Source organism: Paenibacillus riograndensis SBR5 (genome assembly GCF_000981585.1).
Lineage (GTDB): Bacteria > Bacillota > Bacilli > Paenibacillales > Paenibacillaceae > Paenibacillus_AQ > Paenibacillus_AQ riograndensis.
In genome coordinates this window covers 4,295,177-4,321,121 of sequence record NZ_LN831776.1, presented here as the reverse complement: position 1 = coordinate 4,321,121, position 25,945 = coordinate 4,295,177, and the positions used below count along the sequence as shown (strand labels likewise).

23 protein-coding genes and 1 pseudogene are annotated in these 25,945 nt (G+C 51.0%); 17 read left to right on the top strand and 7 right to left on the bottom strand.

Annotated elements, in window-relative coordinates:
* Window positions 1–88: 88 nt before the first annotated feature.
* A complete protein-coding gene (locus PRIO_RS18150; protein WP_046507097.1) occupies window positions 89–1,372 on the bottom strand; it encodes a TrkH family potassium uptake protein in 1,284 nt (427 codons plus the stop codon).
* Window positions 1,373–1,585: 213 nt separating this feature from the next.
* Here PRIO_RS18150 and PRIO_RS18145 point away from each other — a divergent pair, with 213 nt between their 5' ends.
* The 3 genes from PRIO_RS18145 to PRIO_RS18135 all read left to right on the top strand — a co-directional run bounded on the left by PRIO_RS18145 (window position 1,586) and on the right by PRIO_RS18135 (window position 3,031).
* A complete protein-coding gene (locus tag PRIO_RS18145; protein WP_039790383.1) occupies window positions 1,586–1,939 on the top strand; it encodes a VOC family protein in 354 nt (117 codons plus the stop codon).
* A gap of 105 nt (window positions 1,940–2,044) precedes the next feature.
* Window positions 2,045–2,473, top strand: coding sequence for a GNAT family N-acetyltransferase (locus PRIO_RS18140; RefSeq protein WP_020431069.1), 429 nt, complete (start codon window positions 2,045–2,047; stop codon window positions 2,471–2,473).
* Between the two features lie 33 nt (window positions 2,474–2,506).
* A complete protein-coding gene (locus PRIO_RS18135) occupies window positions 2,507–3,031 on the top strand; it encodes a GNAT family N-acetyltransferase (RefSeq protein ID WP_020431068.1) in 525 nt (174 codons plus the stop codon).
* 58 nt (window positions 3,032–3,089) lie between these two features.
* Here PRIO_RS18135 and PRIO_RS18130 read toward each other — a convergent pair whose 3' ends face one another.
* Window positions 3,090–4,412, bottom strand: a complete 1,323-nt coding sequence (locus PRIO_RS18130) for a hemolysin family protein (protein ID WP_046503966.1) — start codon at window positions 4,410–4,412, stop codon at window positions 3,090–3,092.
* A 115-nt stretch (window positions 4,413–4,527) separates the two neighbouring features.
* Here PRIO_RS18130 and PRIO_RS18125 point away from each other — a divergent pair, with 115 nt between their 5' ends.
* The 10 genes and pseudogenes from PRIO_RS18125 (at window position 4,528) to PRIO_RS18080 (ending at window position 18,509) form a co-directional block, all read left to right on the top strand.
* Entirely contained in the window at window positions 4,528–5,295 is a 768-nt protein-coding gene (locus PRIO_RS18125; RefSeq protein ID WP_046503963.1) for a DUF1836 domain-containing protein, read from the top strand.
* A gap of 84 nt (window positions 5,296–5,379) precedes the next feature.
* Complete coding sequence (locus PRIO_RS18120) at window positions 5,380–6,594, top strand: MFS transporter (protein ID WP_046503960.1); 1,215 nt, start codon at window positions 5,380–5,382, stop codon at window positions 6,592–6,594.
* Window positions 6,595–6,754: 160 nt separating this feature from the next.
* Window positions 6,755–8,452: a TerB N-terminal domain-containing protein gene (locus PRIO_RS18115; RefSeq protein WP_020431053.1), complete on the top strand. Its 1,698-nt coding sequence runs from the start codon at window positions 6,755–6,757 to the stop codon at window positions 8,450–8,452.
* Entirely contained in the window at window positions 8,449–9,768 is a 1,320-nt protein-coding gene (locus PRIO_RS18110) for an ATP-binding protein (RefSeq protein ID WP_020431051.1), read from the top strand. Before PRIO_RS18115 ends, PRIO_RS18110 begins: the two co-directional genes overlap by 4 nt.
* Window positions 9,765–11,963, top strand: a complete 2,199-nt coding sequence (locus PRIO_RS18105) for a DEAD/DEAH box helicase (protein WP_046503957.1) — start codon at window positions 9,765–9,767, stop codon at window positions 11,961–11,963. The genes PRIO_RS18110 and PRIO_RS18105 overlap by 4 nt, the downstream gene beginning before the upstream one ends.
* A 290-nt stretch (window positions 11,964–12,253) precedes the next feature.
* Window positions 12,254–13,624, top strand: a complete 1,371-nt coding sequence (locus PRIO_RS18100) for a sugar ABC transporter substrate-binding protein (protein WP_020431044.1) — start codon at window positions 12,254–12,256, stop codon at window positions 13,622–13,624.
* A gap of 122 nt (window positions 13,625–13,746) precedes the next feature.
* Entirely contained in the window at window positions 13,747–14,637 is an 891-nt protein-coding gene (locus tag PRIO_RS18095) for a carbohydrate ABC transporter permease (RefSeq protein WP_020431037.1), read from the top strand.
* A 17-nt stretch (window positions 14,638–14,654) separates the two neighbouring features.
* Window positions 14,655–15,479, top strand: coding sequence for a carbohydrate ABC transporter permease (locus tag PRIO_RS18090; protein ID WP_020431035.1), 825 nt, complete (start codon window positions 14,655–14,657; stop codon window positions 15,477–15,479).
* 132 nt (window positions 15,480–15,611) lie between these two features.
* Window positions 15,612–17,304, top strand: a pseudogene (locus tag PRIO_RS18085) (cache domain-containing sensor histidine kinase).
* Window positions 17,301–18,509, top strand: a complete 1,209-nt coding sequence (locus PRIO_RS18080; protein WP_020431033.1) for a response regulator — start codon at window positions 17,301–17,303, stop codon at window positions 18,507–18,509. The pseudogene PRIO_RS18085 and the gene PRIO_RS18080 overlap by 4 nt, the downstream one beginning before the upstream one ends.
* Before the next feature lie 81 nt (window positions 18,510–18,590).
* On the opposite strand, the gene PRIO_RS18075 is transcribed toward PRIO_RS18080, so the two are convergent.
* From PRIO_RS18075 to PRIO_RS36110, 3 genes are all read right to left on the bottom strand, one after another.
* Window positions 18,591–18,944, bottom strand: a complete 354-nt coding sequence (locus PRIO_RS18075) for a DUF4190 domain-containing protein (RefSeq protein WP_020431032.1) — start codon at window positions 18,942–18,944, stop codon at window positions 18,591–18,593.
* A gap of 91 nt (window positions 18,945–19,035) precedes the next feature.
* Window positions 19,036–19,824 carry a GNAT family N-acetyltransferase gene (locus tag PRIO_RS18070; protein WP_020431031.1) on the bottom strand — a complete coding sequence of 263 codons (789 nt, stop codon included), beginning with the start codon at window positions 19,822–19,824 and terminating at the stop codon, window positions 19,036–19,038.
* Window positions 19,825–19,990: 166 nt separating this feature from the next.
* The gene (locus PRIO_RS36110) at window positions 19,991–20,161 is read right to left on the bottom strand and encodes a hypothetical protein (protein WP_020431030.1); all 171 of its coding nucleotides are present in this window, start codon (window positions 20,159–20,161) and stop codon (window positions 19,991–19,993) included.
* A 170-nt stretch (window positions 20,162–20,331) separates the two neighbouring features.
* On the opposite strand from PRIO_RS36110, the gene PRIO_RS18065 reads away from it, so the two are divergent.
* A complete protein-coding gene (locus PRIO_RS18065; RefSeq protein ID WP_020431029.1) occupies window positions 20,332–20,865 on the top strand; it encodes a GrpB family protein in 534 nt (177 codons plus the stop codon).
* 288 nt (window positions 20,866–21,153) lie between these two features.
* Here PRIO_RS18065 and PRIO_RS18060 read toward each other — a convergent pair whose 3' ends face one another.
* On the bottom strand, window positions 21,154–22,083 hold the full coding sequence (locus PRIO_RS18060; protein WP_046503950.1) for an Rpn family recombination-promoting nuclease/putative transposase: 930 nt from the start codon (window positions 22,081–22,083) through the stop codon (window positions 21,154–21,156).
* A 195-nt stretch (window positions 22,084–22,278) separates the two neighbouring features.
* On the opposite strand from PRIO_RS18060, the gene PRIO_RS18055 reads away from it, so the two are divergent.
* Genes PRIO_RS18055 through PRIO_RS18045 form a run of 3 tightly spaced genes read left to right on the top strand, consistent with a single transcriptional unit; the run spans window position 22,279 to window position 25,029 of the window.
* Window positions 22,279–22,950, top strand: coding sequence for a response regulator transcription factor (locus PRIO_RS18055; protein ID WP_020431026.1), 672 nt, complete (start codon window positions 22,279–22,281; stop codon window positions 22,948–22,950).
* Window positions 22,947–24,365, top strand: a complete 1,419-nt coding sequence (locus tag PRIO_RS18050) for a HAMP domain-containing sensor histidine kinase (protein WP_020431025.1) — start codon at window positions 22,947–22,949, stop codon at window positions 24,363–24,365. Before PRIO_RS18055 ends, PRIO_RS18050 begins: the two co-directional genes overlap by 4 nt.
* A 49-nt stretch (window positions 24,366–24,414) precedes the next feature.
* On the top strand, window positions 24,415–25,029 hold the full coding sequence (locus tag PRIO_RS18045; protein WP_020431024.1) for a DedA family protein: 615 nt from the start codon (window positions 24,415–24,417) through the stop codon (window positions 25,027–25,029).
* Between the two features lie 15 nt (window positions 25,030–25,044).
* On the opposite strand, the gene PRIO_RS18040 is transcribed toward PRIO_RS18045, so the two are convergent.
* Window positions 25,045–25,905 (bottom strand): AraC family transcriptional regulator, encoded by an 861-nt coding sequence (locus PRIO_RS18040; RefSeq protein ID WP_144412117.1) that lies wholly within the window; start codon window positions 25,903–25,905, stop codon window positions 25,045–25,047.
* Window positions 25,906–25,945 lie beyond the last annotated feature (40 nt).

The following is a 25,945-nucleotide window of genomic DNA, read 5'->3' as shown; positions in this document are numbered from 1 at the left end:
ACCGTTTTTGGCAGGGATGCCGGAAAAGGGTCGCATTTTTGCTGTGAATATTTGTTACAGGGTAGGGTGAAGCCGTTTTCCTCTTGTATCAGCCTATAGTAATGTTGCCTTCAGGATAGCGGTAAAGCTCCTTGCTGTTCTTCGGCTTGAGCGCGTAGGCCAGGGTCAGCGGCCCGGTACGGCCGACGAACATCAGGATAATCACAAGTACCTTGCCTATTGTGGTTAGATTAGGCGTCAACCCCATCGTGATGCCTGAGGTGCCGAAGGCAGAGACTGCTTCGAAGAGCACGGTGAGAAAATCGGCGCTTTCGGTGACCGACAGCAGCATCGTCGCGGACACTACAAGCATCAGTGAGAGCAGGGTCATGGTTATCGCCCGGTACACATTTTCTTTGGAAATCCGGTGGCGGAACATGACGATGTCCTCCTTGCCCCGGATTTTGGTGTAGGCGGTAACGACCAGGATGGCGAAAGTGGTGATCTTGATTCCCCCTCCGGTTGAACCGGGAGCTGCGCCGATGAACATAAGCAGGATCATGAGGAACTGGGTTGATTCGCGCAGAAGCGGGATCTCGATAGTTGTAACACCGCCGGAGCGCGGGGTGATCGCTTGCAGGAAAGACGCCATGACTTTGCCTCCGGCATGCAGCGGCTTCAGGGTAGCATTCAGTTCAAGCCAGAAAAAGACTGCAGCCCCGCCCAGAATCAGAACGGCAGATGCTGAGAGCACGACTTTGGAATGCAGGGTCAAGCGTTTGCGTTTGGGATAGTCAATCAGATCCGACAATACAATAAAACCGATTCCGCCAAGGAAAATCAGCAGCATGGAAGTAATATTTACAATCGGGTCTTCGGCATACCGTGTGAGGCCGCTGAAGGGACCGTGTATATCCCCAAAAAGGTCAAAGCCCGCATTGTTGAAGATCGAAATGCTATGAAATAGCCCGTAATACACCGCTTTGCCGAAAGACATATCCACTGTGAATCTGGCGGCAAGGAGGATGGCTCCGCTGAGCTGGATGACCAGCGAATAAATAAGTACCCGCTGTATCAGCCGGACAATACCCTGCATCGAATTCTGGTTCATGGATTCCTGCAACAGCAGCCGTTCCTTGAGTGAGATCCGCTTGTTGAGCACAAGTGTAATCAAAGTAGCCATCGTAACGAAACCCAGACCGCCGAATTGAAACAATACCAGCAGCACGATCTGTCCGAATACAGTAAGCTGAGTTCCTGTATCTATGACTGCAAGCCCAGTCACACAGGTGGCTGAAGTAGCCATGAACAATGCATCAATAAAAGAGATTCTCGCTCCGGTGGACGCAGCAGGAAGGCATAAAAGAATCGTTCCGGCTGCAATCAGCACCATGAACCCCAAAGATAGTATTTTGGGTGGTGTCAGTTTTTGATGCGCGAAGGGTACAATAGCCAATTCTCATTCTCCTGACGTCTGAAGATAATCTGACAAGATTATACCATATCTTTAGATCTGTCCACTAAATAGGGAGGGAATTGACATATTTTATCGAAATGGTAAAGAGGCTCGATTATTTACAAGATATATAGAGGAGGCATACTGGCTGTGACAAGTCCGATTCTGAATCAGATTGGCGCTGTTTTTATTCCGGTTAGTGATATTGAAAGGTCGAAAAACTGGTATTGCCGTTTGCTGGGGCTTCCCCTTGACGGTGAAGTGCTGTTCGGACATCTATACGTGATTCCGATGCAAGGACCCGGCATTGTGCTGGACAGCAGAATTTTCACAGCGTCGGCTGTACTGAAGGTTCCGTCTTTCCATCTGAACACTGAGGATATTGATGCCGCCTATGATTTTGTCAAAGAATCCGGAGCGGAGCTGCTGACCGATATTGAGCATGACCACTGGTTCAACTTCAAGGACCCGGATGGGAATGTACTGATGATCTGCCGATGTTAGACGATGTGAAAATTAATTAATTTAATTAATCATCCCTTTTTAATTAACGCAATTAATCTTTCTTTGTAATTAACTGCATTAACTATAAGATGGAGGACATTTATTATGATTAGAGAAGCTGTGCCTGAAGATGCTTCTTTCATTGATCAGCTCTATCGTATGCTGCTGCCTGAACAGAAGGATATTATGGTAATGCCAGAGCGAATCCGACAAATCAGGAACCATCCCGACAGCTTCCTGTTTGTGTATGAGGAGGAAGGAGCCGTTGTTGCAACGGTACATCTTCATTTATGTATGGATGCACTTAGCTGCGAGCGGCCTTTTGCTGTAATTGAACGGGTAGTTACTGCACCGGAAGCACGTGGAAGGGGATATGGAGCCGCACTGATGAGGCATGCCGAGGAAACGGCTGCAGCCAGGGGAGCGCTTAAGGTGATGCTGTCCAGTAACAGGAATCGGGCGGATGCCCACCGTTTCTATGAAATGCTTGGCTATGACGGGGATGGCAGCAGACTGTTCAAACGGTACCTATAGCCATCTATGAAAAAATAAGCAGGAGGATTAGCAATGAAAGTAACAATAAGGGAACTGGTGCCGGAGGACGCCGCTGAACTGATCAGTCTGCAGTACCGCCTGGACGAAGAATCTGCGTTTATGCTGCTGGAGCCGGGTGAACGCCAGACAGGAATCAAGCAGGCAGAAGACATGATCCGGAGCTTTGCGAGTGCCGAAAATTCCGCGCTGATCGGAGCCGCAGCCAGCGGCCGATTAGCCGGGTTCCTCTCGGTCAGGGGCGGAAGTGCAAGGCGCAACAGGCATAGTGCGTATATTGTCACCGGCATCCTGAAGGAATTCCAGGGAATGGGGCTTGGCAGCGCTTTGTTCAAGGAATTGGAGAAATGGGCCAAAGAAACGGGGATCATTCGTCTGGAGCTTACCATTATGGTCCATAATGAACGTGCGTTGGCGTTGTATACCAAAAACGGTTTTGAGATTGAAGGAATCAAGAAAAAGTCATTGAAGGTTGAAGGCAATTGGGTAGATGAGTATTACATGAGCAGAATTTTCCCAGACGGACCTGAGGTTATGTAATTTATTCAAGAACAAAAGGCGCTCCAAATGCGGAGCGCCTTTTGTTCTATATATACGATTATTCCGGCAGCGATTTCGAATCTTCAGATCCCGGCTGTGCAAGTTCAAACTCCACTCTGCGGATGCGGTGGCGGTTCATTTCGCGGACGGTAAGGGTCACATTTTCATGGGTTATACTTTTACCGATAGCGGGTTCTTCCAGGTGACTGTACAGCCATCCACCGATTGTAGTCACTTCATCATCATGCAGATCAAAGCCTGTCAGCTCCTTGACTTCCAGGACAGAGACATTCCCGTCGAATAAATAATGGGAATCACTCAGCTTCTCGATATTGCGGCGCTCGTCTTCGTCAAACTCATCGCGGATTTCACCGACAATCTCTTCAAGGATGTCCTCGATGGTAATCAGGCCGGAGGTTCCGCCGTATTCATCAAGCAGCAGGGCGATATGCACACGCTCTTTCTGCATCCGGGTCAGCAGTGTTTTGACCGGAGTGACTTCGGATACAGTGAGGAGCGGCAGAATCAGGCTTTTGAAATCGAAATCCGGATTGTTGTCATATTGCAAATACAGCTGTTTGGTATTAATCATTCCGATAATGTTGTCCTTACTGCCATCGGCAACCGGGAAGCGGGTGTATTGCTCCTTGCGGATGATCTCCAGATTTTCTTTCAGAGAATGGTTGGTGAACAGGCATACCATATCCGTCCGCGGGACCATAATCTCCTTGGCCAGCATTTCATCGAAAGTGAAGATACGGTTCACATAGCCATATTCGGCTTTGTTGATTTTACCGCTCTCATAGCTCTCGGAGAGGATCAGGCGAATCTCATCTTCGCTGTGCGCATCACCGTGCTCGCTTGCCGGCTTCATCCCGAACATGCGGACCAGCAGATTAGCGGAACCGTTCATCAGCCAAATCAGAGGGTACAAAATTTTGTAGAACCAAATAATCAGCGGTGAGGTAATTTGACCAATTTTCTCCGGAATATTGATAGCGGCCGTCTTCGGGGCAAGTTCACCGACTACGACATGCAGGAATGTGGCAATAATGAATGCCAAGGCAAAAGCAATAGGCTCACTCACACTGTGGCTGATATTCCCAAGGTCGAACAATGGAATCAGGAGCTGCTCAAAAGCCGGCTCCGCCAAGGCTCCAATCCCCAGTGCTGTAATGGTGATCCCCAGCTGGCAGGCAGACAAATAGCCGTCAAGGTTGGCTGCAACCCTTTGAACCGCCAGGGCGTTTTTTTTGCCCTCAAGCACCATCTGGCTAATCTGGCTGCCTCTCAGCCGTACCAATGCAAATTCCGTTGCTACAAAAAATGCGGTTAAAATGATCAAAATTGCCACAAGCGTCAAACTAAGTCCTATACCCATATAATCTTTACCATCCCTCTCGTCGTTAAAATAGGTTATACTCATATTATGAGTTCACATGAACTCATTGTACGAACTTTTCAATAGAAAATCAAATGGCGAAGGGGTGCCATATATGGAAGCTTTTACACTCAGCCGGATCGAAATGTCCGAACTGCTGCTGTCCCTGAACAGTACTATTGAACGAAAGCCGCTGCATATCCTGCAGGATGCATGGTCAAAATTTCATTATGAAGAGGTGGAAAAGGGTGCTTCTCTCCCGGCTTTTCTGTCCACCGAGATTCCTCCGATCCTGCAAAAGCTGATTAAAGGCAGCCCTGTAAAGGGGTTGTCGCTTGGAGAAATCGCCACCCTGGGCCACCTGATTGAGTATTCTACACTTTCTGCCACTTCTATGCAGAATTGGGTAAAACGCGACTTCAAAGAATATCTGGGCTCCCCCCGAGAGGGGAAAAAATATTCCGTCAATCAGGCTGCGCTTTTATTTATGATCGATGATTTGAAGGCTGCCCTCGATTTCGGGAGTATCCGCCAGCTGTTCCGGCTGCTCTTCCTGGCACCGGAGCGGGACGATGATGATCTGGTCGAACCCGCCCAGCTGTATCACGCGTATGCAGAGTTGTTCGAAGAGATCAAGAGCAGTCCTGTGATGCCGGTTCAGGGACTCGCAGACCTCAGCGCACAGCAGATGTATTCATCAAGAGCTGATAAGGTGCTAAAGGTTTCGCTCGAAAATATGATGCAGCGTTTGAACCATCTGACCAGGTCCCAGCGGCATGCCGTGCGGAATATGCTGATGATTGCCGCCATCTCGGTACAGACCTGCTATTTCCAGGCTTTGGCCCGCCAATATTGCAATGCGGCGTTATTCCTTGATTTTTGATTCCCGCAACCATAGAATGTGTAAGTAAAACAGGCAATATAAACCAGGTTGGACATCCGGAGTTAGGGAAGAGGTGTTTGATGTATGAAAGATATTTCGCTGCTGCGGAATCCGAAGCAAAGAAAGTTGCTGTTCAGTGCAGGGCTTAGCTGGATGTTCGACGCGATGGATGTGGGAATGATTTCTTTTGTGGTAGCGGCGCTTGCCAAGGAATGGGGCCTCGGACCGGAAAGAATCGGATATTTGACCAGTATCAACTCCATAGGCATGGCTGTGGGCGCGGCGGCTGCAGGCATTCTGGCGGACCGTTTCGGCCGCAAATCGGTGCTGCTGTGGACGCTCCTGATCTTCTCGCTGGCCAGCGGATTATCGGCTTTTGCCGCCGGGTATGCCATGCTGTGTGTCCTGCGCTTTGTCGCCGGGTTCGGGCTTGGGGGAGAGCTTCCTGTGGCCTCAACGCTGGTTTCGGAGAGCATGCCTGTCAAGGAGAGAGGCCGGGCGGTCGTGCTGCTGGAAAGCTTTTGGGCGGTCGGCTGGATCGTCTCGGCATTAATTGCTTATTTTGTGATTCCGGATTACGGCTGGAGAGTAGCGTTTGCCATTGGTGCGGTTCCTGCCCTGTATGCACTGTACTTGCGGCGGGCGATCGATGACTCTCCGAGATTCGCAGAAATCCGGAAGAAAGCGCCTGTACCTTTGCGGAGCCGTATTGCCACGGTCTGGTCCGGGGAATACCGCCGGTCGACAATCATGCTCTGGATTTTGTGGTTTACGGTCGTTTTTTCTTATTACGGCATGTTTCTGTGGCTGCCTACAGTAATGGTGATCAAAGGCTTCAGTCTTGTCAAAAGCTTTGAATACGTGCTGATCATGACGCTGGCACAACTCCCCGGCTACTTCACCGCTGCTTATTTCATTGAGAAATTCGGCCGCAAGTTTGTGCTGGTAATCTATCTGCTGCTCACAGCCGCCAGCGCTGCCTGGTTCGGGAATTCCACGACGGAGGGCATGCTGATGGCTGCCGGAATCTGCCTGTCGTTCTTCAATCTTGGGGCATGGGGCGGAATGTACGCTTATACGCCGGAGCTGTATCCTACAGCTATCCGTTCAACGGGAGCCGGTCTTGCGACTTCTTTTGGCCGGATTGGCGGGATTATCGCACCTACGCTGGTAGGGGTCATGGTAGGGAACGCGGTAGGGATTGGCACGATATTTATGCTGTTTTTTGTGACGATTATTATCGGGGCTTTAGCCGTGCTGTTCTTGGGCAAAGAGACGAAAGGGCTTGAACTGGGTTAGAGATCAATCTCCACCTGAGGCTTGATGTTGGTCAGGCAAGAATGCTAATATTAGTAGTAGATTATAGACAGCGTTATTTCATACCGGAAGAACACAAACGGTTCCTTCACTTCTGTGAACAGGACCGTTTTTTCGTAAGATTGTAATCGGGGTGAGAGACTTGAGCAGAGACGGAAAAGAGCCGCATTTTACAGAGCTGGTGTGGGAGAGCACGGAGCAGAATCTGCCGATTCCTCCGCGTGCTTCGGCTGACCTCAAGGTTCCCAAGCCCCCGGCAGCCGCACCGAAGAAAAAAGCTCCTGAAGAAGCCACTGTACAGCTTCAGTTATGGGATATGGAGGAAACACAGGAGCCGGTAACGACGACGGAGAGCCAGTTCGTGGTCCGGGCCAGGGAGTTAGTGGATCACAAAGAGACAGCGTCGCTGTTTGTTCCTTTCAAAAGTTACTGGCCCACCTATGGTCACATGACCGGGGCGCAGAGCAGATGGTATTTCTTTTGGCGGGATGAGGTCAGACAGGGCAGATATCCAAAAACGGATCTGTCCTATATCTTTCTGCATGTCTATGAGCTGATCAACGGTGTAGGGTGGGACGAGCCTCAGGATGGATACCGGCAGCTGAATCTGTTATGGGAAGCCTACCGGGATCAATATAAAAGACTGGACCAGTATCTGGGCGGCTGGATTGCGGATTTCTCCTTTGTCCATCATCTGGACGTTCCGCTGTCGGGGATTGTCGCCCGTTCACGCGGACTTGCCGGCGATCTGGCTGAGCTTGAGCTGATGCGCTGCCTGACCGCTGCACCGGAGCAGCTTACGTTTGAAGTGCTGACCGTCATGTCGGATTACGATATCAGCAAGTCCAAATTCTATACCGGTGAAGGCAAAACGGCGGCGGAACGCTATATCCCGCAGGTAGTGGCGCTGATTGACGCTTATGTGGCCCGCAAGCATGGCTCGAATCTGATCGGCATGTTTCCCCCGGGTCCAGCGGTGGTCCGGGAGCGTTACCTGTTCCGCAGTGCGGTGTACGACATCTCATTGTATGGCTACTCCGTGCTTGTCCCTGTGGTGCGGATCAGCAAATCTCCACCGCTGCGCAGTCTGATCACCCGCCTGTTCCGGCTGACGGAGAACAAGCTGCGGGAGCTGCTGGGCTACCGGGGCAGATTGAAGGATATTAAGGTTGATGCAGATATGGAAGATTTGATCACCAGGTTCCTGCAGCGCGAATTCCGCAAAGCGGAGCAGCTGGAAAAGGGGCCGGCGGTTGTCATTGATGCTAAGAAGGTGGAACAGCTTCAGAACGATTCCGACATTGTGAGGACGCTGCTTACGGTTGAAGAGACCGAAGAGTTAGAGGGACGGCCTGCCGTTGCAGAGGCTGACGGTGATGTGACGGGACGGACGGGGGTACCGGCTGCAGATGAGCCTGATATGCAAGTTCAGCACGCTGATCCGGCGGGAGCTGAAGATGATGGAGTACCGTCAGCCGAGGCTGGGCATGAAGCTGTGAAGCGGTTTGCCGGTTCCGAAGCGGCTTCAACTCTGGAAACAAGCGGCATTGTGGCTGAGGCTCAGCAGGATTCCGGCAATAGCGCTGCTGCGCTGTGGCATTCTTTTGCCGCTGCGCTGACTCCGCTGGAGTGGGAGACGGTTCGTGCGCTGGCGGAAGGCAGGGGAATGGCAGCGGTACAGCATTTGGCTTCAGCAGGCGGAACAATGGCAGAGCTGTTATTCGACGGGATTAATGAGACTGCCATGAATCTGCTAGGCGATCTGCTTATAGATGAAGAAGAGTTAAACGAGGAATTTATGCCGATGCTGCAATACTTGGGTGGGGTGAATGATCGATGAGTGAGCTTAAAATACCAAAACGGATGACGACCGCGCTCGTGAACTCTCTGACTGCGGGAGTAGTGCCGCGTATTGGCCTGGAGCATATTGCGGTTGGCCGCAGACCCGAGGTCGAGTCCATACTCCGGGATATGGAGAACATCGCGGAAGGCGGAGCTGCCTTCAAGCTGATCACCGGCAAATTCGGCAGCGGCAAAAGCTTCCTGCTTCAGATTATCCGCAACTATGCCATGGACCGGGATTTTGTGGTCGCGGATGCCGACCTGTCCCCGGAACGGCGGCTGGTTGGAACCAAAGGGCAGGGCCTGGCCACCTACCGGGAGCTGATGAGCCATCTCTCCACGCGCACACGCCCGGACGGCGGAGCGCTGGAGATGATCCTCCAGAAATGGATCATCAGTCTTCAGCAAGCCGTAATGCAGGAGAAAGGCTGCGGCCCCGACGCTCCGCAGCTTGGGCAAGAGGTGGAGCAGCGGATCTATTCGGTAGCTTCCGAAATGCGCGGGCTTGTGCACGGATTTGATTTTGCCAAGGTGCTGGCGACATACTGGAACGGCCACAAGCTTGCCGATGACGGGCTGAAGCAGGATGCCCTGCGCTGGCTGCGCGGGGAGTTCGCTACCCGCACCGAAGCGCGCAAGGCGCTGGGGGTAGGGGTCATCATCGACGATGATAACTGGTACGATTATATGAAGCTATGGGCCGAGTTCATAGGGAGCATCGGCTATAAAGGGCTGCTGCTGTTTATTGATGAAGGCGTGAACCTGTATAAGATCACCAACAGCATCTCACGCCAGAGCAACTATGAGAAGCTGCTGACCATGTTCAATGATACGATGCAAGGCAAGGCAGAGCGGCTGGGGATCTTTATCGGCGGGACACCGCAGTTTGTCGAAGACAACCGGCGAGGTCTGTTCAGTTATGAAGCCTTGCGTTCAAGGCTCGTCGCCGGACGTTACGGCGGGACGGGGCTGAATAATTTTACCGGGCCGATTATTGCCCTGGAGATGCTCTCCCATGAGGAAATACTGGTGCTGCTGCAAAAGCTGCGGGATATCCATGCCCTTCACTACGGCTATGAAGCCAAGCTGACACAGGAGCAGCTGGTGCATTTCATGGAGGAAGCTGTAGGCCGGCTGGGCGCAGACGAACTGCTCACCGCACGTGAGGTCGTGCGGGACTTCATGGACCTGCTGCATACCCTGCATCAGCACCCGGATATGTCGTTCGAGAAGCTTGTAGGCGAGCGGACGGCCAAGCCTGCCGAGGCAGAGACGAACGAGCTGGACGGATTCCTGGCGGAGTTTGATCTATGAGCAGCAATCCGTTTTACAGGCTGGCTCCGTTTATCAAAGAGTTTATCTATAAGAACCGCTGGGAGACGCTGCGCGAAGCCCAGGTGGATGCCTGCCGGGTGCTGTTCGATACGCCGCATCATCTGCTCATTGCTTCCGGAACGGCTTCCGGCAAGACAGAAGCCGCTTTCTTTCCGGCGCTTACCCAGCTGTACGAAGATCCGTCCGCCTCAGTGGGCATCCTTTACATTGCGCCGCTTAAGGCGCTGATCAATGACCAGTTCACCCGGTTGAATGACCTGCTGCGTGAAGGGAATATTCCGGTCTGGCATTGGCATGGAGATGTGCCGCAGGCGGACAAGACGAAGCTGATGCAAAACCCCTCCGGCGTGCTGCAGATTACCCCGGAATCGCTGGAAGGGCTGCTGATGAACCGCCCTAATGCCATTCCGGCGCTGTTCCATGATCTTCGCTTCATTATAGTGGATGAAGTGCATGCCTTCATGGGGGCGGACCGCGGCATTCAGGTGCTTAGCCAGCTGGCGCGGATCTCGCGTATGGCCGGCTGCCATCCGCGGCGGATCGGACTGTCGGCCACGCTGAGCGACTACGCATCCGTGACGGAATGGCTGGCCGCCGGTACCCGCGAAAGCGTAGAGGTCTCTGCTCCGCAGGGCGGGCGCAAGCTGCGCCTCAGCGTGGAGCACTTTTCTTTCCCGGATGCACGGGACGAAGTGCAGGCTGAGCATCTGGAGCGGGCGCGGCAGGCGTATTATGGCTTCATCTATGACCATACGCATCTGAAGAAGGCGCTCATTTTCACCAACAGCCGCACGGATGCCGAGGAGGCAATCCTGGAGATGCGGCGGCTTGCTGCGAAGCGCGGGGAGCGCGACGTGTTCCATGTCCATCACGGCAGCATCTCCGCGATGCTGCGTGAAGAGACGGAGGCTGCGCTCCGTCAGGGACCCGGCCCGGCGGTGGCAGCGGCCACGCTGACGCTGGAGCTGGGCATTGACCTGGGCGAGCTGGAGCGCGTGCTGCAGCTCGGTGCACCATACAGCTGCGCGAGCTTCGTGCAGCGGCTGGGGCGCTCCGGGCGGCGGGGCGACGCCGCTTCAGAGATGATCTTCGTCACGCCGGAGGAAGAGGACGAAGAAGCCCAGCTTCCCGCGCGGATGCCGTGGACGCTGCTGCGGGCTATCGCCGTCATCGAGCTCTACGTGCGCGAGAAGTGGGTCGAGCCGCTGGCTGTGCGGCAGCTTCCGGTGGGGCTGCTCTACCATCAGACGATGAGCATCCTGAAAAGTATGGGCGAAGCGGAGCCGGAGGATCTGAAGGCGGCCGTGCTGAGCCTCCCGTCCTTTAGCAGCATCGAGCCCGGCGATTATGATGCGTTCATGGAATATATGATCGGCATGGGCCATATTGAGTGCATGGATGAGGGCAGCCTGCTGGTTGGGCTGGCAGGGGAGAAGATCGTCAATAACTTCCGTTTCTATGCGGTATTCAAAGACGACGAGGAACATGTGGTATATAACGGCACCGAAGAGATTGGTTCAATAACCACTGTCCCGCCGCCGGGGTACTGCTTCACTCTTGCAGGCAAGCTGTGGAAGGTCGAAGAGGTGGATAACCGCCATAAAGCCGTATATGTCAAAGGCTCGCGCGGCAAAGTAGATACCTTATGGCTGGGCGCAGGCGGGGATGTGCATACCCGCATTATGAACAAAATTCGTGAGGTGCTGGGAGCTACGGCACTATATCCCTATCTGGCGCCCAGCGCGGCAGCAAGACTGGAACGGGCCCGCCGTCTGGCCAAGGAAAGCGGATTGCTCACGCATTCGGTGCTTCCGGCCGGAGGCGATTCGATGTTCATTCTGCCCTGGGCCGGGAGCCGGCAGTTCCGGACTCTGGAACGGCTGCTGAAGAATAATCTCAAGGGCCCGCTGGGACTGCGTTCCGTAACCCCCATGGAGCCGTATTATATGGTCGTTTCCGGGAAGACAGATGCAGAAACGCTGGAGCAGGAGATTATCGCCGAAGCCGCTGCTGTATCTGATCCGATTGCTCTCCTGGGGCCGGATGAAGCGCCTTACCTTGGCAAATACGATGAATTCATCCCCCACGACCTGCTGCGCAAAGCCTTTTCCCTCGACGGCCTCGACGTTCCGGGGCTGGTAGAGGTGCTGAAGCAGTGGGTGAGGGTGGAATAAGCGGACATGCTGAACACTAAGAAAGGCTGTATATGCAGTATTGAATAATTGAGGCGCCAAAAAAGTCTGTTTGTGCGTATTGAATCATTGCGAGAGCTCCCGATGTCCGGGAGTTCTTTTTTTGTGTTATAACTTGATGCTGTATTCGTCGCAAGAGCATTCGGCCCAGCGGCCAGCCCTTTTCCATATACTCCTAGAAAAAACAAACCTTATTTCTGTAGTTCGCACCTTGTTGGAAGCGCTTAATCAGAAGATAATAAACCTATCACGAACACAGGGGGCATTGATTCATGGTCAACAGAAAAATGAAGACAACATTCACCGTCGCACTTACAGCTGCAATGGCATTAAGCGTTGCGGCATGCGGCAACTCCAACGACAACAGCAAGAATAATGCAGCGTCAAGCGCAGCACCTGACAAAACCAACAGCGGTACAGCAACGAACACAACGAAGAGTGACAAGAAGGTAACCATCACCTTCCAGAACATCTATCCCGATCCTACAACACCGTCCTACAAAATGGTGCATGAGCTGAGTGAGCAGTACGAGAAAGAGCATCCGAACATCAAGATCGAACTGGATACGCTGAACACCGACCAGCAAAAGGTGAAGCTCAAAACCCAGGCGGCTTCCAAAGAGGTCCCGGACATTACCATCGTGAACCCGGCTGCACAAATGAAACCGTTTGTAGATGCCGGATTGTTCGCTCCGCTGAACGACATGCTGGACCAGAACGGACTGAAAGACACCTACCAAACAGGACTGCTGGATTACTACAGCTTTGACGGCAATGTATACGCGCTGCCGGACGGCAACAATATCGAAGTGGTGTTCTACAACAAAGATTTGTTCGCTCAGGCTGGAATCGCCAATACACCAACCACCTTTGAAGAAATGCTCAAAGATGTGAAGATCCTCAAAGACAAAGGCATTACGCCATTGGCCATCGGTGAAAAAGATTCCTGGACGGGCTCCTTCCTGTTCATGAACATCCTGCTTCGCACCAACGGCGGCCCCGGCTTCCTGCAGGATGTCATGGATGGTAAGAAAACCTTTGAAGATCCTGCTTTCGTAGAAGCAGTAGACGCTTTCCAGCAGCTGGTTCAAGCAGGCGCATTCCCTGATGGCGCAACCTCCATCGACGCCAATGCCGGCGGTAACATCTTCAAATCCGGTAAAGCGGCAATGTGGGTCATCGGTTCATGGGAAACAGGCGCAGTTGATGCTTCTTCCGTAGCCGGCAAAGTAGGAGCTTTCCAATTCCCTACTGTGAACGGCAAAGGCGACCCTAACGAATTCATGCTGGCACCAGGCAGCGCATTCGCGGTGTCCGCTAACAGTGAGCATCTGCAGGAAACCAAAGATTTCCTCAATTTCTTCGCCAGCAATCTGCCTAAGAAACAATTTGAATTGAAAAACGCTGTAGGTTTGGGTCAAAAAGTAGACGGCGACCTCAAAGCAGCCGGTTACTCCGATCTGGCGATCACCATCGCAGGCCTGTTCAACCAGGTGAAAGGCGGCGACCTTTCGTTCGACAACACCATGAACCCGGCAACCTCGCAGGTGCACCTCAGCAGCATCCAGAACCTGTTCGTGCAGAAAATGGATTCCGCTGCAGTCGCCAAAGAACATCAAACCGCTTTTGAAGCTAATAAATAAGCAGACCTAAACGTTCACCTTCGGTGCGAAGCAAGCTGATTCCGGCTTCTTCGCACCAAATTTATCACAAAAAATCACATCTGTTATAGACAAAGAATCTGCTTGTTTAGGAGGCGGGAACGATGAAAGTACTTAAGGTGCCAGCACGGACAATAGCCGTCTTCGTATTGCCATGTCTGCTTTTGTATGTGTGCCTAGTGTTTATCCCCATACTGGTTTCACTGTATACCGGTTTATTGAAATGGGACGGACTAACGTCTGCCCAGTTTGTCGGATTCGGCAACTTCAAAGATATGTTCTTCAATGACCCTGTGTTCTGGCCGTCGGTAAGAAGAACCTTGCTCTACGCTGTAGCATCTATGCTCGAAATCCCCCTTTGCCTGGGAATGGCTATTCTGCTTAACCGTTATGTCAGAAGAGGAAACACCCTGGTTTCGATCTACTTCACACCGGTCATTCTGTCTGTCGTCATTATTGGACAGCTGTGGAAAACGGTCTACAACCCCGCGTCCATGGGCGGTATGCTTAACGGCGTTCTGATCTCGCTGGGACTGGACAGCTGGACACATAACTGGCTTACCGAACCCAAAATTGCCATGTTTGCGCTATATTTCGTCTCCTTGTGGCAGTTCTTCGGCTACCATCTGCTGATCCAGTACACCGGCGTGCAGAATATTCCGGACGAGCTTTATGAAGCGGCAAAAATCGACGGGGCGGACGGATTCAAAGCGGACCGCTACATCACCCTTCCGCTGATTGTCCCGATCTTCAAAATATCGATTGTACTGGCGTTTATCGGTTCCCTGCAGGCCTTCGATCTGGTCATGGTTATGACCGCCGGGGGGCCGGCTCATGCAACCGACGTCATCTCTACGCATATGTACAACAGCTCATTTATGTCATTGAAGTATGGATACGGCAGTGCGATTGCCAGCTTCCTGGTTATAGTCTGTCTGGTCTTTACCGGATTCATCAATACGATATTCAATAGAATCGAACGCAAATTCAATTAGAAAAGGAGTGCGCGATTATGCGAAAATTCAAAAAAGGAATCGTGTATCTTCTTTTCGCAATTCCTGTAGTGACCCAGTTGTATCCTTTGCTCTGGCTGGTGCTGTATTCACTGAAGACCAACGAAGAGATTATGGACGGCAGCTTTTTCTCCTTCCCCAAATCCTTTCAATGGCATAACTACAGTGAAGCTTATACTTCCGGCAGCTATCTGAAATACTTGTCCAACAGCGTGTTTGTCACCGGCGTTACAATGATTTGCGTCATTGTGCTGGCCTCCATGGTGGCTTATGCCATTTCGCGTTTCCGCTGGAAATACGGCAATGTTGTCATGACCATCTTCCTGATGGGCATGATGATTCCGATGCAGGCGACCCTGCTGCCGCTGATGATTATTTTCAAAAACATTCACGTGCTGAACACGCATTTATCGCTGATTCTGCCTTACATTGCCTTCTCCACACCGATTGCTGTATTTATCCTTTCCGGGTTCATGAGGGATATCCCGCATGAAATTGAGGAATCGGCGTTTATCGATGGAGCGAGCGTATACCGGATTTTCCGCAGCATTATTTTGCCGGTGTCGATCCCGCCGGTGATGACGGTATGCATTCTGACCTTCATCAACATCTGGAATGAATATATCCTGGCGGCAACCTTTATTTCTTCCGAGAAGCTCAAGACACTGCCATTTGGAGTGTACACATTTGTCAGCCAATATTCAGTCAATTACGGCAACATCGGGGCATTCCTGGTCATGGGCGCACTGCCGGTTATCCTGATCTACTTCTTCCTGTCGAACAAAATTACCAAAGGGATGGTAGCAGGTGCGGTCAAAGGTTAATCACCATTGCAAATGAAATTATCATGGATTTATAATAAGGAACGGCAGGACAGGGTGTTGAAAGGAGAGAGTCCATTGAAGAGCGGCTTTCATTCCATCCATCATCGGTTGTTCTTGCTGTTTCTTTTTTGCATGTCCAGTATTCTGCTTATCGTCAGCTTGCTGTACTATAACCGGACTACTGTGCAGCTGCATGAGAAGATCAGTGATTTGTCGCAAAAAAATGTCTCCCAGACAGCCGGGCTGTTCAGCCTGCTCTATAAAGGGTATGACTCACTCTCCAAATCACTCAGCAACAACTTCGAGATGATTCGTTTGATTAATGAAACAACGGATGAACCGGCGGTAGCCTACATCAACGAGCAGACCATTACCAATATAATCGGCTCGATTTTTTATTCTCGGGACGACCTGGTAGGTATTCATGTCATTACAGACAAGGGCAAAATCTATAATTATGGGAATTACATGAATGTAGTCGACCCCAATTACCACAGTCAGGACTGGTACAAGCAGCTTCAAGCCTCATCCGGAAAAATGGTCTGGCTCGGCGTATACCAGCATTCGCTGATCGACCAGGTGGAGGATAGCCCGGTGTTTGCTTTTGGCCGGCAGATCTATGATCTGAATGAACACAAGCCGATCGGCATTGTTCTCTACGAAACCAACCCCCAGCCTGTGCTGGACGCTTTGGAGAACCTCAAGCTGGGTGCGCACAGCCAGGTGTATCTAATGTCGGAGGATGGACGGTTTGTGACTTCGGCAACGGACCCGGCACCTGTGCTGGAAACACTGCCTTCCCTGAAGAACTTCCAGCATCAGATTGTCCGGCAGGAAGCGGGCCGTCTGGCGGTGGCCTCGAAGCTGTCCTTTTCGGGATGGTGGGTTATGAGTATTACACCGGATCAGGATCTCAACGTTGAGTTGAACGAGATGAAGCGCTATCTGCTGATCGTGATCTCGATTCTGATCATTGTTTCAACGCTAATCGCTTCCATGGTTTCCAAGACCATCTCCTCGCCGCTGAAGAAGCTGATCCGCGAGATGAGGCAGGTGGAGATCGGGAATTTCCGGGGGATGGTCAATGTGTCGTCCTCTCGTCGCGTCCTTTAACCGGATGGTCCGGCGGATTGAGGAATTGATCGAACGCGTGAAGCTGTCTTCCGTCAGTGAAAAAAATGCCGAGCTGCACGCGCTGCAGTCCCAGGTCAATCCGCATTTCCTCTATAACACGCTGGATATGATCTACTGGATGCTGGATGAGGAGGGGAATGAGCAGCTGGGCGAGCTGGTGCTCTCCCTGTCCTCCATGTTCCGTTACAGCAGCCAGTGGGAGGATGCCGCAGCGGTTACGCTGCGCGAAGAGCTGGAGCAGATCGGCCATTATCTGAAGATTATTTCCATCCGTCTGGAAGGAAGACTGAAGATTGTCATGGACATCGACGAGCGCTGGTTAAATATCCGCGTTCCGAAGATGACCGTCCAGCCGGTTATTGAGAACGCCGTCAAGCATGGGCTCGAATCCCTCAGCCGCCAAGGGATACTGAAGGTCTACACCCGTGAAGAGGAATCCATCCTCAAATTGATTGTTGAGGACAATGGAGAAGGGATGAGCACCGGTGAGCTGGAGCGCCTGCTGCTGTCTCTAAGCGGGGACAGTCCCAAAGAAGGCGGCAAAGGCGGCATCGGCCTGCAAAATCTGCACCGCCGCCTGCAGCATATGTTCGGAGAGGAATACGGCCTGCAAATCCAGAGCTTTCCCGGAGAAGGGACTCAGGTGGCCATTGTGCTGCCGATTAGGCTGGAAGGAGATACATTTACGTGAATATTCTCGTAGCCGATGACGAACGGGTAATACGTGAAGGCATCAGACGTACTATCGGACAGATTAGTCCGGATCATCAGGTTTTTGTGGCGGCCAAAGCCGAAGAAGCGGTCCGAATTATGGAAGAACAGCGGATTCACATTGTTCTAACCGATATTCTGATGCCGGGGATGAGCGGCCTTGAATTCATGAAAATATCAAAGCGCCGTTATCCTTATGTGAAATGGGTTGTGATCTCGGCGCATAGCGAATTCTCTTATGCCCAGGAAGCGGTACGTCTCGGGGCAAGGGATTACCTGCTTAAGCCCATCGGCAAAAATAAGCTGCTGGAATTGATCAATAACCTGACTGCTGAAATTGAGCAGGACAACGATATATCCAGGCAGGGCGAGAGGCTGAAGGCGAGTCTGCGGTTTTTGAGGGAAGGCGTATTTCAGCGTTTGGCTTCAGGGCTGGATATCGGCAATCTGGACATTGAGCCTTTCATTGAAGATTACAAGCATTTCTATATGGTGATGGTGCAGCTGGATGCCGAGGACAGAAGCATCCGGCTGGAGCATTTCATTGTCGAGAATGTGCTGTCCGAACTCATTGAGCTGCACGGGCGCGGGTTCGTCGTCAGCTATGACCGGCAGAGTCTGCTGGGCCTCATTACCCTGCGGGAGGATGCGGCGATTCAGCAGTTCCAGAGTGAGGTCAAGGAGCATCTTACCCACTATCTAAAAATTCCTTTTCAAGTGATCCACTCTGGTCTTAGCCACGATTTCAGCACGGTTCCGCAGGTCGTCAAGCGGATGAGAGAAGCCTCAGCATCACAGGTGCTGGAACTTGAGCCGATGAAGGGGAGCGGTGAAAAAGCGATAGATGTTGCCCTGCATTATATCAAGGAGCATTTCTATGAAGACCTGTCGCTGGAGAAAATGGCTTCCGTGGTGTTCCTGAATCCGGCATATTTCAGCCAGCTGTTCAAGCAAAAGACCGGGCAGGGCTACAAGGAGTATGTGACTTCGCTGCGGCTGGAACAGGCCAAGCTGCTGCTGCTTAATCCGCGGCTGAAGCTGGCGGAGATCGCTGAGCGGGTGGGGTACCAGGACATGAAGCATTTCACCCAGATGTTCCGCAAACGATACCAGTTAACGCCCACAGAGTACCGCCAGCAGCAGAATATCAATATTTTGCTGAGCAAAGGAACGCCGCCGCAATAGAGCGCTCAGGGGCATATAAAAAAGGAAGCAGCTGCCGGTTTCGAAACCGGTTTCTGCTTCCTTTTGTAAAGATAAGAATTACTAGATGTTGTTGAAGCTGTTGAAGGTATTGAAGCCACCGTCGTAGTCGTTCAAGAAAATAACAGCAACGATGATGAGCGCAATAATAACCGCATAGATAATGGTGCCTACAATCCCGCAGACCAGACCGGCGATAGCCATGCCTTTGCCTTGCTCGTAACGGGTGCGGATCTCCTTGAGAGAAATCGCGGAGAGGATAATGGCAATAATTCCGAATAATAGGCCGATATAAGGGGTGACTACCGACAAAATCCCGAGCACCAGCGCGGCAATCGACTTGCCGTTCGTCTTGGCGGGCGGGGGTGGCGGTGTGTAATACTCCTGATTTCCAAATGGCGGCGGTTGATAACTCATGTAATAGCTCCTTTTAAAAAATTTGTGTGAACCCATGCTCCAGTGTATTATATAATATTTTCCAACCGGAGATGCTTATTTTGTCTTTACTTTATATCGGCTGTTCTATGTAGTTAATCCAGTGGGTAAGCTTTACCGCAAGCTGCAGTCCCAGGGACTCCGCCAGGCGAATGGAAGGGACATTGGTGTCCTGTACCTGGTATCTGGGAACATAGCCCCTTTGCAGAGTATGAAATAAAGCTGTGCGGACCACGCGCTGCGCCAATCCTTGTCTTCTGCCTTCCTCCGCCGTGTGCACACCTCCAATTTCCCATATTTGTTCTTCATTGCGGAAAACGAAGCAGGTACTCAGCGGAATATTGCCTTCAAACAGAGACACGGAAAAAGCACCCGCCTCAAAATAATGCATGATTTCCTCCCGGGAATAGCCATTCGCTGCCCATAGCGGAAGCAGTCTTTCGTCCAACTGTTCACTTAGCACTGTATCCCCATCACTGGTAAAGATCATCCCGGGTTTAGCACTATAGGAATAAAAACGGCGGACTTTATGCAGAGGATAAAGCTCCGATAGGCCGAGAATGCTTGGCTCTTCCTGAAGTTTGAAGACCAGACGTGTATTCTTCGGCAGCCGTTCAATCAGAGCCGGAAGAACCTCCAGACTGTTGTAGTCCATGAGCACAATTGTATCAGCATCAGGATAAGTTCTAAGATCATATCCAAAAGCATCGGCCGGCAGCAGCAGCAGAATACCCCAATTGTCCTTCTGCTGGATAAGATAGCTGTCCATTACTTGGTGATATGCAGTCAGCATTTTGAGCAGGGTGATATTTTTCAGCGGATTCCTGCGCAGTTTCTCCATAATGATATCGTACTGGATCATTCGTATTCACCTCCTGTTAGAGGATCCAGAAACGGATATTTCTTCAATTTTACTACAAAATCCTGCTTATGACCTCAATAATATTGTCGAATATGATCTAACCCGCGCATCTATGAAAAAAACTGCACCTGCGTCATTGCCGGACGAAAGTGCAGCTTATTGTTAACTACGTTTCATTTTTAGTAACTCCGTTTAAGCTTGGCACATAGTCAGCGGCTTTATTGTTGGTCACCATTTGAGGCTCCTCGGTGAGATGATCGTGATTCTGCTGATTGTTTTTCTTATCCGCACGGTTATTGGCGCGGTCGTACTTGGAATCTGCACTGTTTTTGGGCATGACGTTCACCTCCATCTCTGAAACTTAGTATGAGACGGTGTTTTGTATTTTATCCTAAGCTTCCAGTCCATCTTGAACAGGGGGCTTTGCGGTATTATCCATGTGAATGATGCTGCTATAATATATTTACGAATACAACCTGGGCGATTTGAGAAATAAACGCAAGGAGGGTGAAGAACATCGCTGAAAAAACTAAAATTGTCGAGGTGGTTCCATATGATCCTGCATGGAAAAAGGAATTCATCAGGCTGCGCGACTTTTTACTGGAAATCACCGGAGATTTAATCATCGCTGCTGAACATGTCGGCAGCACCTCCGTCGAGGGATTGTCGGCGAAACCCATCATCGATATTGACTTGGTAATGGAGAGCTACGAGGTTTTCCCGGAGATTGTTCAAAGGTTAAGCCAATATGGATATGTTCATCAGGGCGATCTTGGAATTGAGGGCAGGGAAGCTTTCCGGCGTGAACAGGAAGACGGCTTCATGAAATATCATCTGTATGTATGCCCCAAGGATGGCAAAGGGTATCTGGAGCATATCGCATTGCGGGACTATATGAGGCTCAACCCGGCAGCAGCCAGGGAATATGAGGAAGTCAAGCTGAAGCTGGCCGATCAGTTCCGCTATGACATCGATGCTTACTGCGAGGGGAAAACAGAGGTAGTGCATTCTATTCTGAGGAAGGCTGGATATATTATTTGAATAATCCAGCATCCCATACTGAAAATGCACCAGTTAACCATTTTCATTCCATGGATAGGAATTACTTGTATTTATGTGAGTTTGATGGTAAATTATAGATATAAGTTTGGGCTTCAATTTGAGCCCAAGGATCACCTCAACCGACTGAAGTTGCAAGGCAAAAAGGAGCATTTCCCCCGATGCTCCTTTTTGTATGCGTTTTGTTGATCTTAGTGAGATAGGTCCCTGGATGGGTTGACCTAGTGAAGAAGAGCCGACCGCTATGGGTTGGCTCTATTTTTATTTTTTTCACTGCAATGGTTTTAATGCCTTTATCTCATCCTCTGATAAACCTGAAGCTTCTGCGATTACAGATAGATCGACATTGAGAGCAAGCAGTTTTCTGGCTACTTCTTTTTTTGCTTCAGCTTCTCCCTCAGCCTTTCCTTCAGCCATTCCCTTAGCCATTCCCTTAGCCATTCCCTTAGCCATTCCCTGGGCTTCACCCTCAGCACGCCCACGTCTTGCTGCTGTCTCAGCTGCTTCATACATGGACGCTTCGTCATGCAGATACTTCTGTCGGTCTTCATACTGTCTGCGTGCTTCCAAATTCTGACTTAGAAATTCTAACGTATTCATTGCCTTCTTTAATACAGGTTCATTCATTGTCAGCACCTCCCACTTAGATTGATCAGCTCCCTTTAGGAACAGCAGCCAATTCACTAACCCGCCTTCTTCGATGGAAACGGCTTGCTCATCCAGCTTTGGAAGCTCCAGAAAGTGAACCTCAATGTCATCAATCAGCTCTATTCCAGTCCGGTCTTCCCTTAAATGAAAAACACTATGATACAGATCGTTTGGCAGAAAAGCATAATTCAAAATGTTGATGGTTACGCATCTTTTTAGTCTGCTGTAAGCCTGTCCTTCCTGTAATTGTCCAGAGTACTGCTTACTCCAGTAAAATAACGTCCTTTTTTCAGTATCGTATTTATTAAACAACTGCATTTCTACATTGATGATCTCACCCTCTGTAGTTCTGGCCCGTATATCCAGTATGGACTGTTTATCTCGGGGGGAGTCTTTCTCGGTGTAGGGGTTAAGCAGGATAATCTCACTTAGCGGCGGCTTTCCGGCTTCAGCAAAAGTACGATTCAGAAAAGCAAGCAAAACATCGCGGTTCTCTTCACTGCCAAAGATGCGTTTAAATAGAAAATCATTTCTTGGGTTAAGAAGCTCCATGAAAGATCAACTCCGTTTCATTATTCATTATATCATCATCCTTTCTTTGTTGTGTAATACAAAACGCCACTCTCAGTAGGCTTTTTCTAGCCATCATCCATAAATTAATGATTCTTTAAGGATCGGGAGTTACACTTAGTTGTACCTGTATGCAAGGGAACGGAATGAATGGAATTACCCGGAGGGGATTGGCTTATGAACAGAATATTATTGATTGAGGACGAAAAGAATCTGGCCCGTTTCATTGAGCTGGAGCTGCAGCATGTGTCTTATTCGGTAACACTGGTGCAGGACGGGCTAGCTGGTCTGAGGCTTGCTCTGGAGGAAGCCTGGGATTTGATTTTGCTTGATCTGATGCTTCCTGGGCTGAACGGAATAGAGCTATGCCGGCGTCTTCGCCAGGAGAAGCAAACTCCGGTCATTATAATTACAGCCCGGGACGGATTGTCTGATAAAATCAACGGACTGGACAGCGGAGCGGATGATTACATTGCCAAACCCTTTGCGATAGAGGAACTGCTTGCACGTATGAGATCGCTTTTGCGGAGAACAGGTTCACTGTGCCAGGGGCAACTGCTGGTATGTCAGGATCTTCAGTTGGATCCCCTGGGCCGGACGCTTACCAAAAGCGGAGAAGCGCTTGAACTGACCAAACGCGAGTTTGATATCCTGCTGGTACTGATGCAGAATATGGGACGAGTGATGACCCGTGAGAAGCTAATGGAGTCGGTATGGGGCTATGAAACAGAGGTGGATATGAAAGTAGTTGACGTGTATATCAGCTATTTGAGGGGCAAAATCGACACGCCCGGAGAGCCGAGCATCGTACAGACCCTGCGCGGCTTGGGATACGTGATCCGCAAATGAACAGGCTTACTGGGCTGCTATCACGGCTGTCGGTCCGCTGGAAGCTGGCCATCTGGTCCTCCGTATTGCTGTGCGTGCTGTTTCTCGGTTATAACGGGGTGCAATATTTTGTGATTAACCACTGGATGTTCCATCAGGAGCAGAAGGCTGTCCATAAGAATGTGGAGGAAATCCAAGAGTATTTCAGGGCAGAGAGCGGAACGGATAGAAAGATTGCGGGCAGCCGCTCTTTTATTGAAAGCATCAATGTGAGCCATCAGATGATCCGTATACTGAATGCTAATGGAACCCCGATATTAACGGTATCAGATCAGCTGCCGGAGGATTGGGTCCAGCCACAGACAGCTGTTAAAACCGATACAACCAGTGTCTGGCACGAGGAAGAACATCTGTTGCTGATCCGAAGTCCGCTGCGGACAGCCAGCTTCACCGGCACGATTGAGATTGTGAACAACCTGGAAAGCTCTGATCAACTAAGCGATATGCTGTTGGGTGTTATGATTGCCGGCTGGCTTGGGGCCATTGTCATTAGCGCAGCCGGCGGCGTCTTTCTGTCCAGGCTGCTGCTGCGGCCGATACAATCGTTAAGCGACACCATGATGAGGATTAAGCAGAACGGCCTGCAGGAAAGGGTGGGCGTCCCGGGCAGCAATAATGATGAGCTGGCACAGCTGGCGAGAGTGTTTAATGATCTGATGGAGCAGCTCGAAACCTCTTTTTACAACCAGAAACAGTTCGCCCAGGATGCCTCCCATGAATTGCGGACACCGATTTCCATTATCGAGGGTCATATTTCACTGCTTAGCCGCTGGGGCAAACATGATCCGGAGATTCTTGAAGAGTCGCTGAAAGTATCGCTACAGGAATTAGGCAGGCTGAAAGCAATTGTCAATGAATTGCTGGAGCTTACCCGGGCTGAAGAGAAGAGCAGGGATCCGCATGACTTTCCATGTGAAGTTCAGGACACTCTTCAATACACCCTGCGGAATTTTGCCCTGCTGCATCCCGATTTCGAGTTCACACAGAATTTGAATAAGCTGGATGGAGTAGTTATTCACATTTTACCGAATCATCTGGAGCAAATTCTGCTGATCCTTCTGGACAACGCTGTAAAATATTCCGGATCGCTGAGGGCTATCCGATTGAATGGAATGGTGGTGCGGTCACAGGTTCAGATCCGTGTTGAAGACAGCGGAATTGGGGTGCCTGAGAAGGATTTGCCTTTGGTATTCCAACGCTTCTATCGTGTGGACAAGTCCAGAAGCCGGGAACAAGGGGGGAGCGGCCTGGGGCTGGCTATCGCTGAGCGCCTGGTTGCAAAATACGGCGGCAGCATTGCAATAGCCAGCAAGCCCGGGCAAGGAACGGCGGTAACACTCACTTTTCCCATTGTACAGAGGCTTAAGCCCAATTGATGGTTCTGAAGTGGGAGATGAGCAATAAGGTAGGATAAGGAGGGATAGCATGCACCAATTATTGAACGCTATAACTGATGCTGCTCTAAATCTTGTTAGTTCGCTGGGAATCTGGGGGATCTGGATCGGGATGGTGCTGGAGAGCGCCTGTATTCCCATTCCCAGCGAGGTCATCATGCTCAGCGGGGGGCTGCTGATTGCCAGAGGAACGTTATCCTTTCCAGAGGTGGTGGCTGCTGGAGTGCTGGGGAATCTGATGGGTTCGATTGCAGCTTTCTATGTAGGGATGCATGGCGGCAGAAAATTGCTGGAGAAGTACGGGAAATATATTCTTTTTAACTCCCGTCACCTGGAGCAGTCCCAGCGCTGGTTCGACCGCTACGGGGAGAGCACGGTATTCTTCACCCGAATGCTGCCCTTTATTCGCACCTTCATCTCTTTGCCCGCAGGAATCGCCGGGATGAAGACCGGGAAATTTATCTTTTTTACCGCACTTGGCTCTCTGCCCTGGAATATCGCGCTGGTCTATCTGGGATACCGGCTGGGAGACAATTGGACAATCGTTGAAAAATACATGCGCCCGGTAAGCTATGCCATTTGCGGAGCTGTCGTTATCCTGATCATTCTATGGCTGGTGCGGCGGAAGAAAGAACGCACGGTATAAACAGGCTAGCCCAGTCTATTCCTGCCGCAGCATCGCGCGGTATTCACTGGGCGACATGCCGCTGAATTTGCGGAACTGCCTGGAGAAATACAAGGCATCGTTGAAGCCGACGGATGAAGCCACCTGATCAATTGTGAGCGTGCCGGAGAGCAGGCTTTTAGCTTTGTCCAGCCGCATTTTCAGCAGATACTGCTTAGGGGACAGACCTGTCTTCTGTTTAAAAGCTTTGGAAAGATGCGCCCGATGGTAACCGAGCGTAGCCGCCATATGATCAATGCTGATCTGCTGATGGAACTGCAGCGAGATCCAGCGGATAGCCTGGTCAATCTGGCGGTCGATGATTTCCGGCAGTTCCTTTGGCCTGGCGGGCAGGAGGGCAAGGTTGTCCTGACCGAAATGGTGGAGCAGGAGCCTTGTCCAGCCCGAGGCCTCCAGACTTTCCAGGCGGGGATATGCAGACTGCTTGAAGCATATACGGATTCGTTCGTACAAGCTGTGCAGCTCGGATGTATTCTCTGTGTACAACAGCGGCCGCTCCCGCGTAATGCCGATATCGGAGAGAAGTCCGGATACAGCTGTGCCTTGGAGCGCCACCCAAACATAATGCCAGGGGTTATGCTCATCCGCCTGATAGCTGAAAAGCGAACCGGGGAAGATCACAAAGGTATCGCCCTTCCGGCACTGCTGCGTGACCGTGCTGCTCTGAAAGCTGCCCCCGCCATCCAAAACGGTATGGATCAGATAATAATCATGCACGGAGGGGCCGATTTTATGGCCGGGATAAGGTTTGCCTTCGCCGCTGAACAGAACGGCAAGGTCCTGCTCCTCCGGCAGCAGATTGAATCCGGCTTTAAAGTCATAATGTTCAGGAGTCATGGACAGCCCACCTTATTATTAGCTTGTGACGCACTATTGT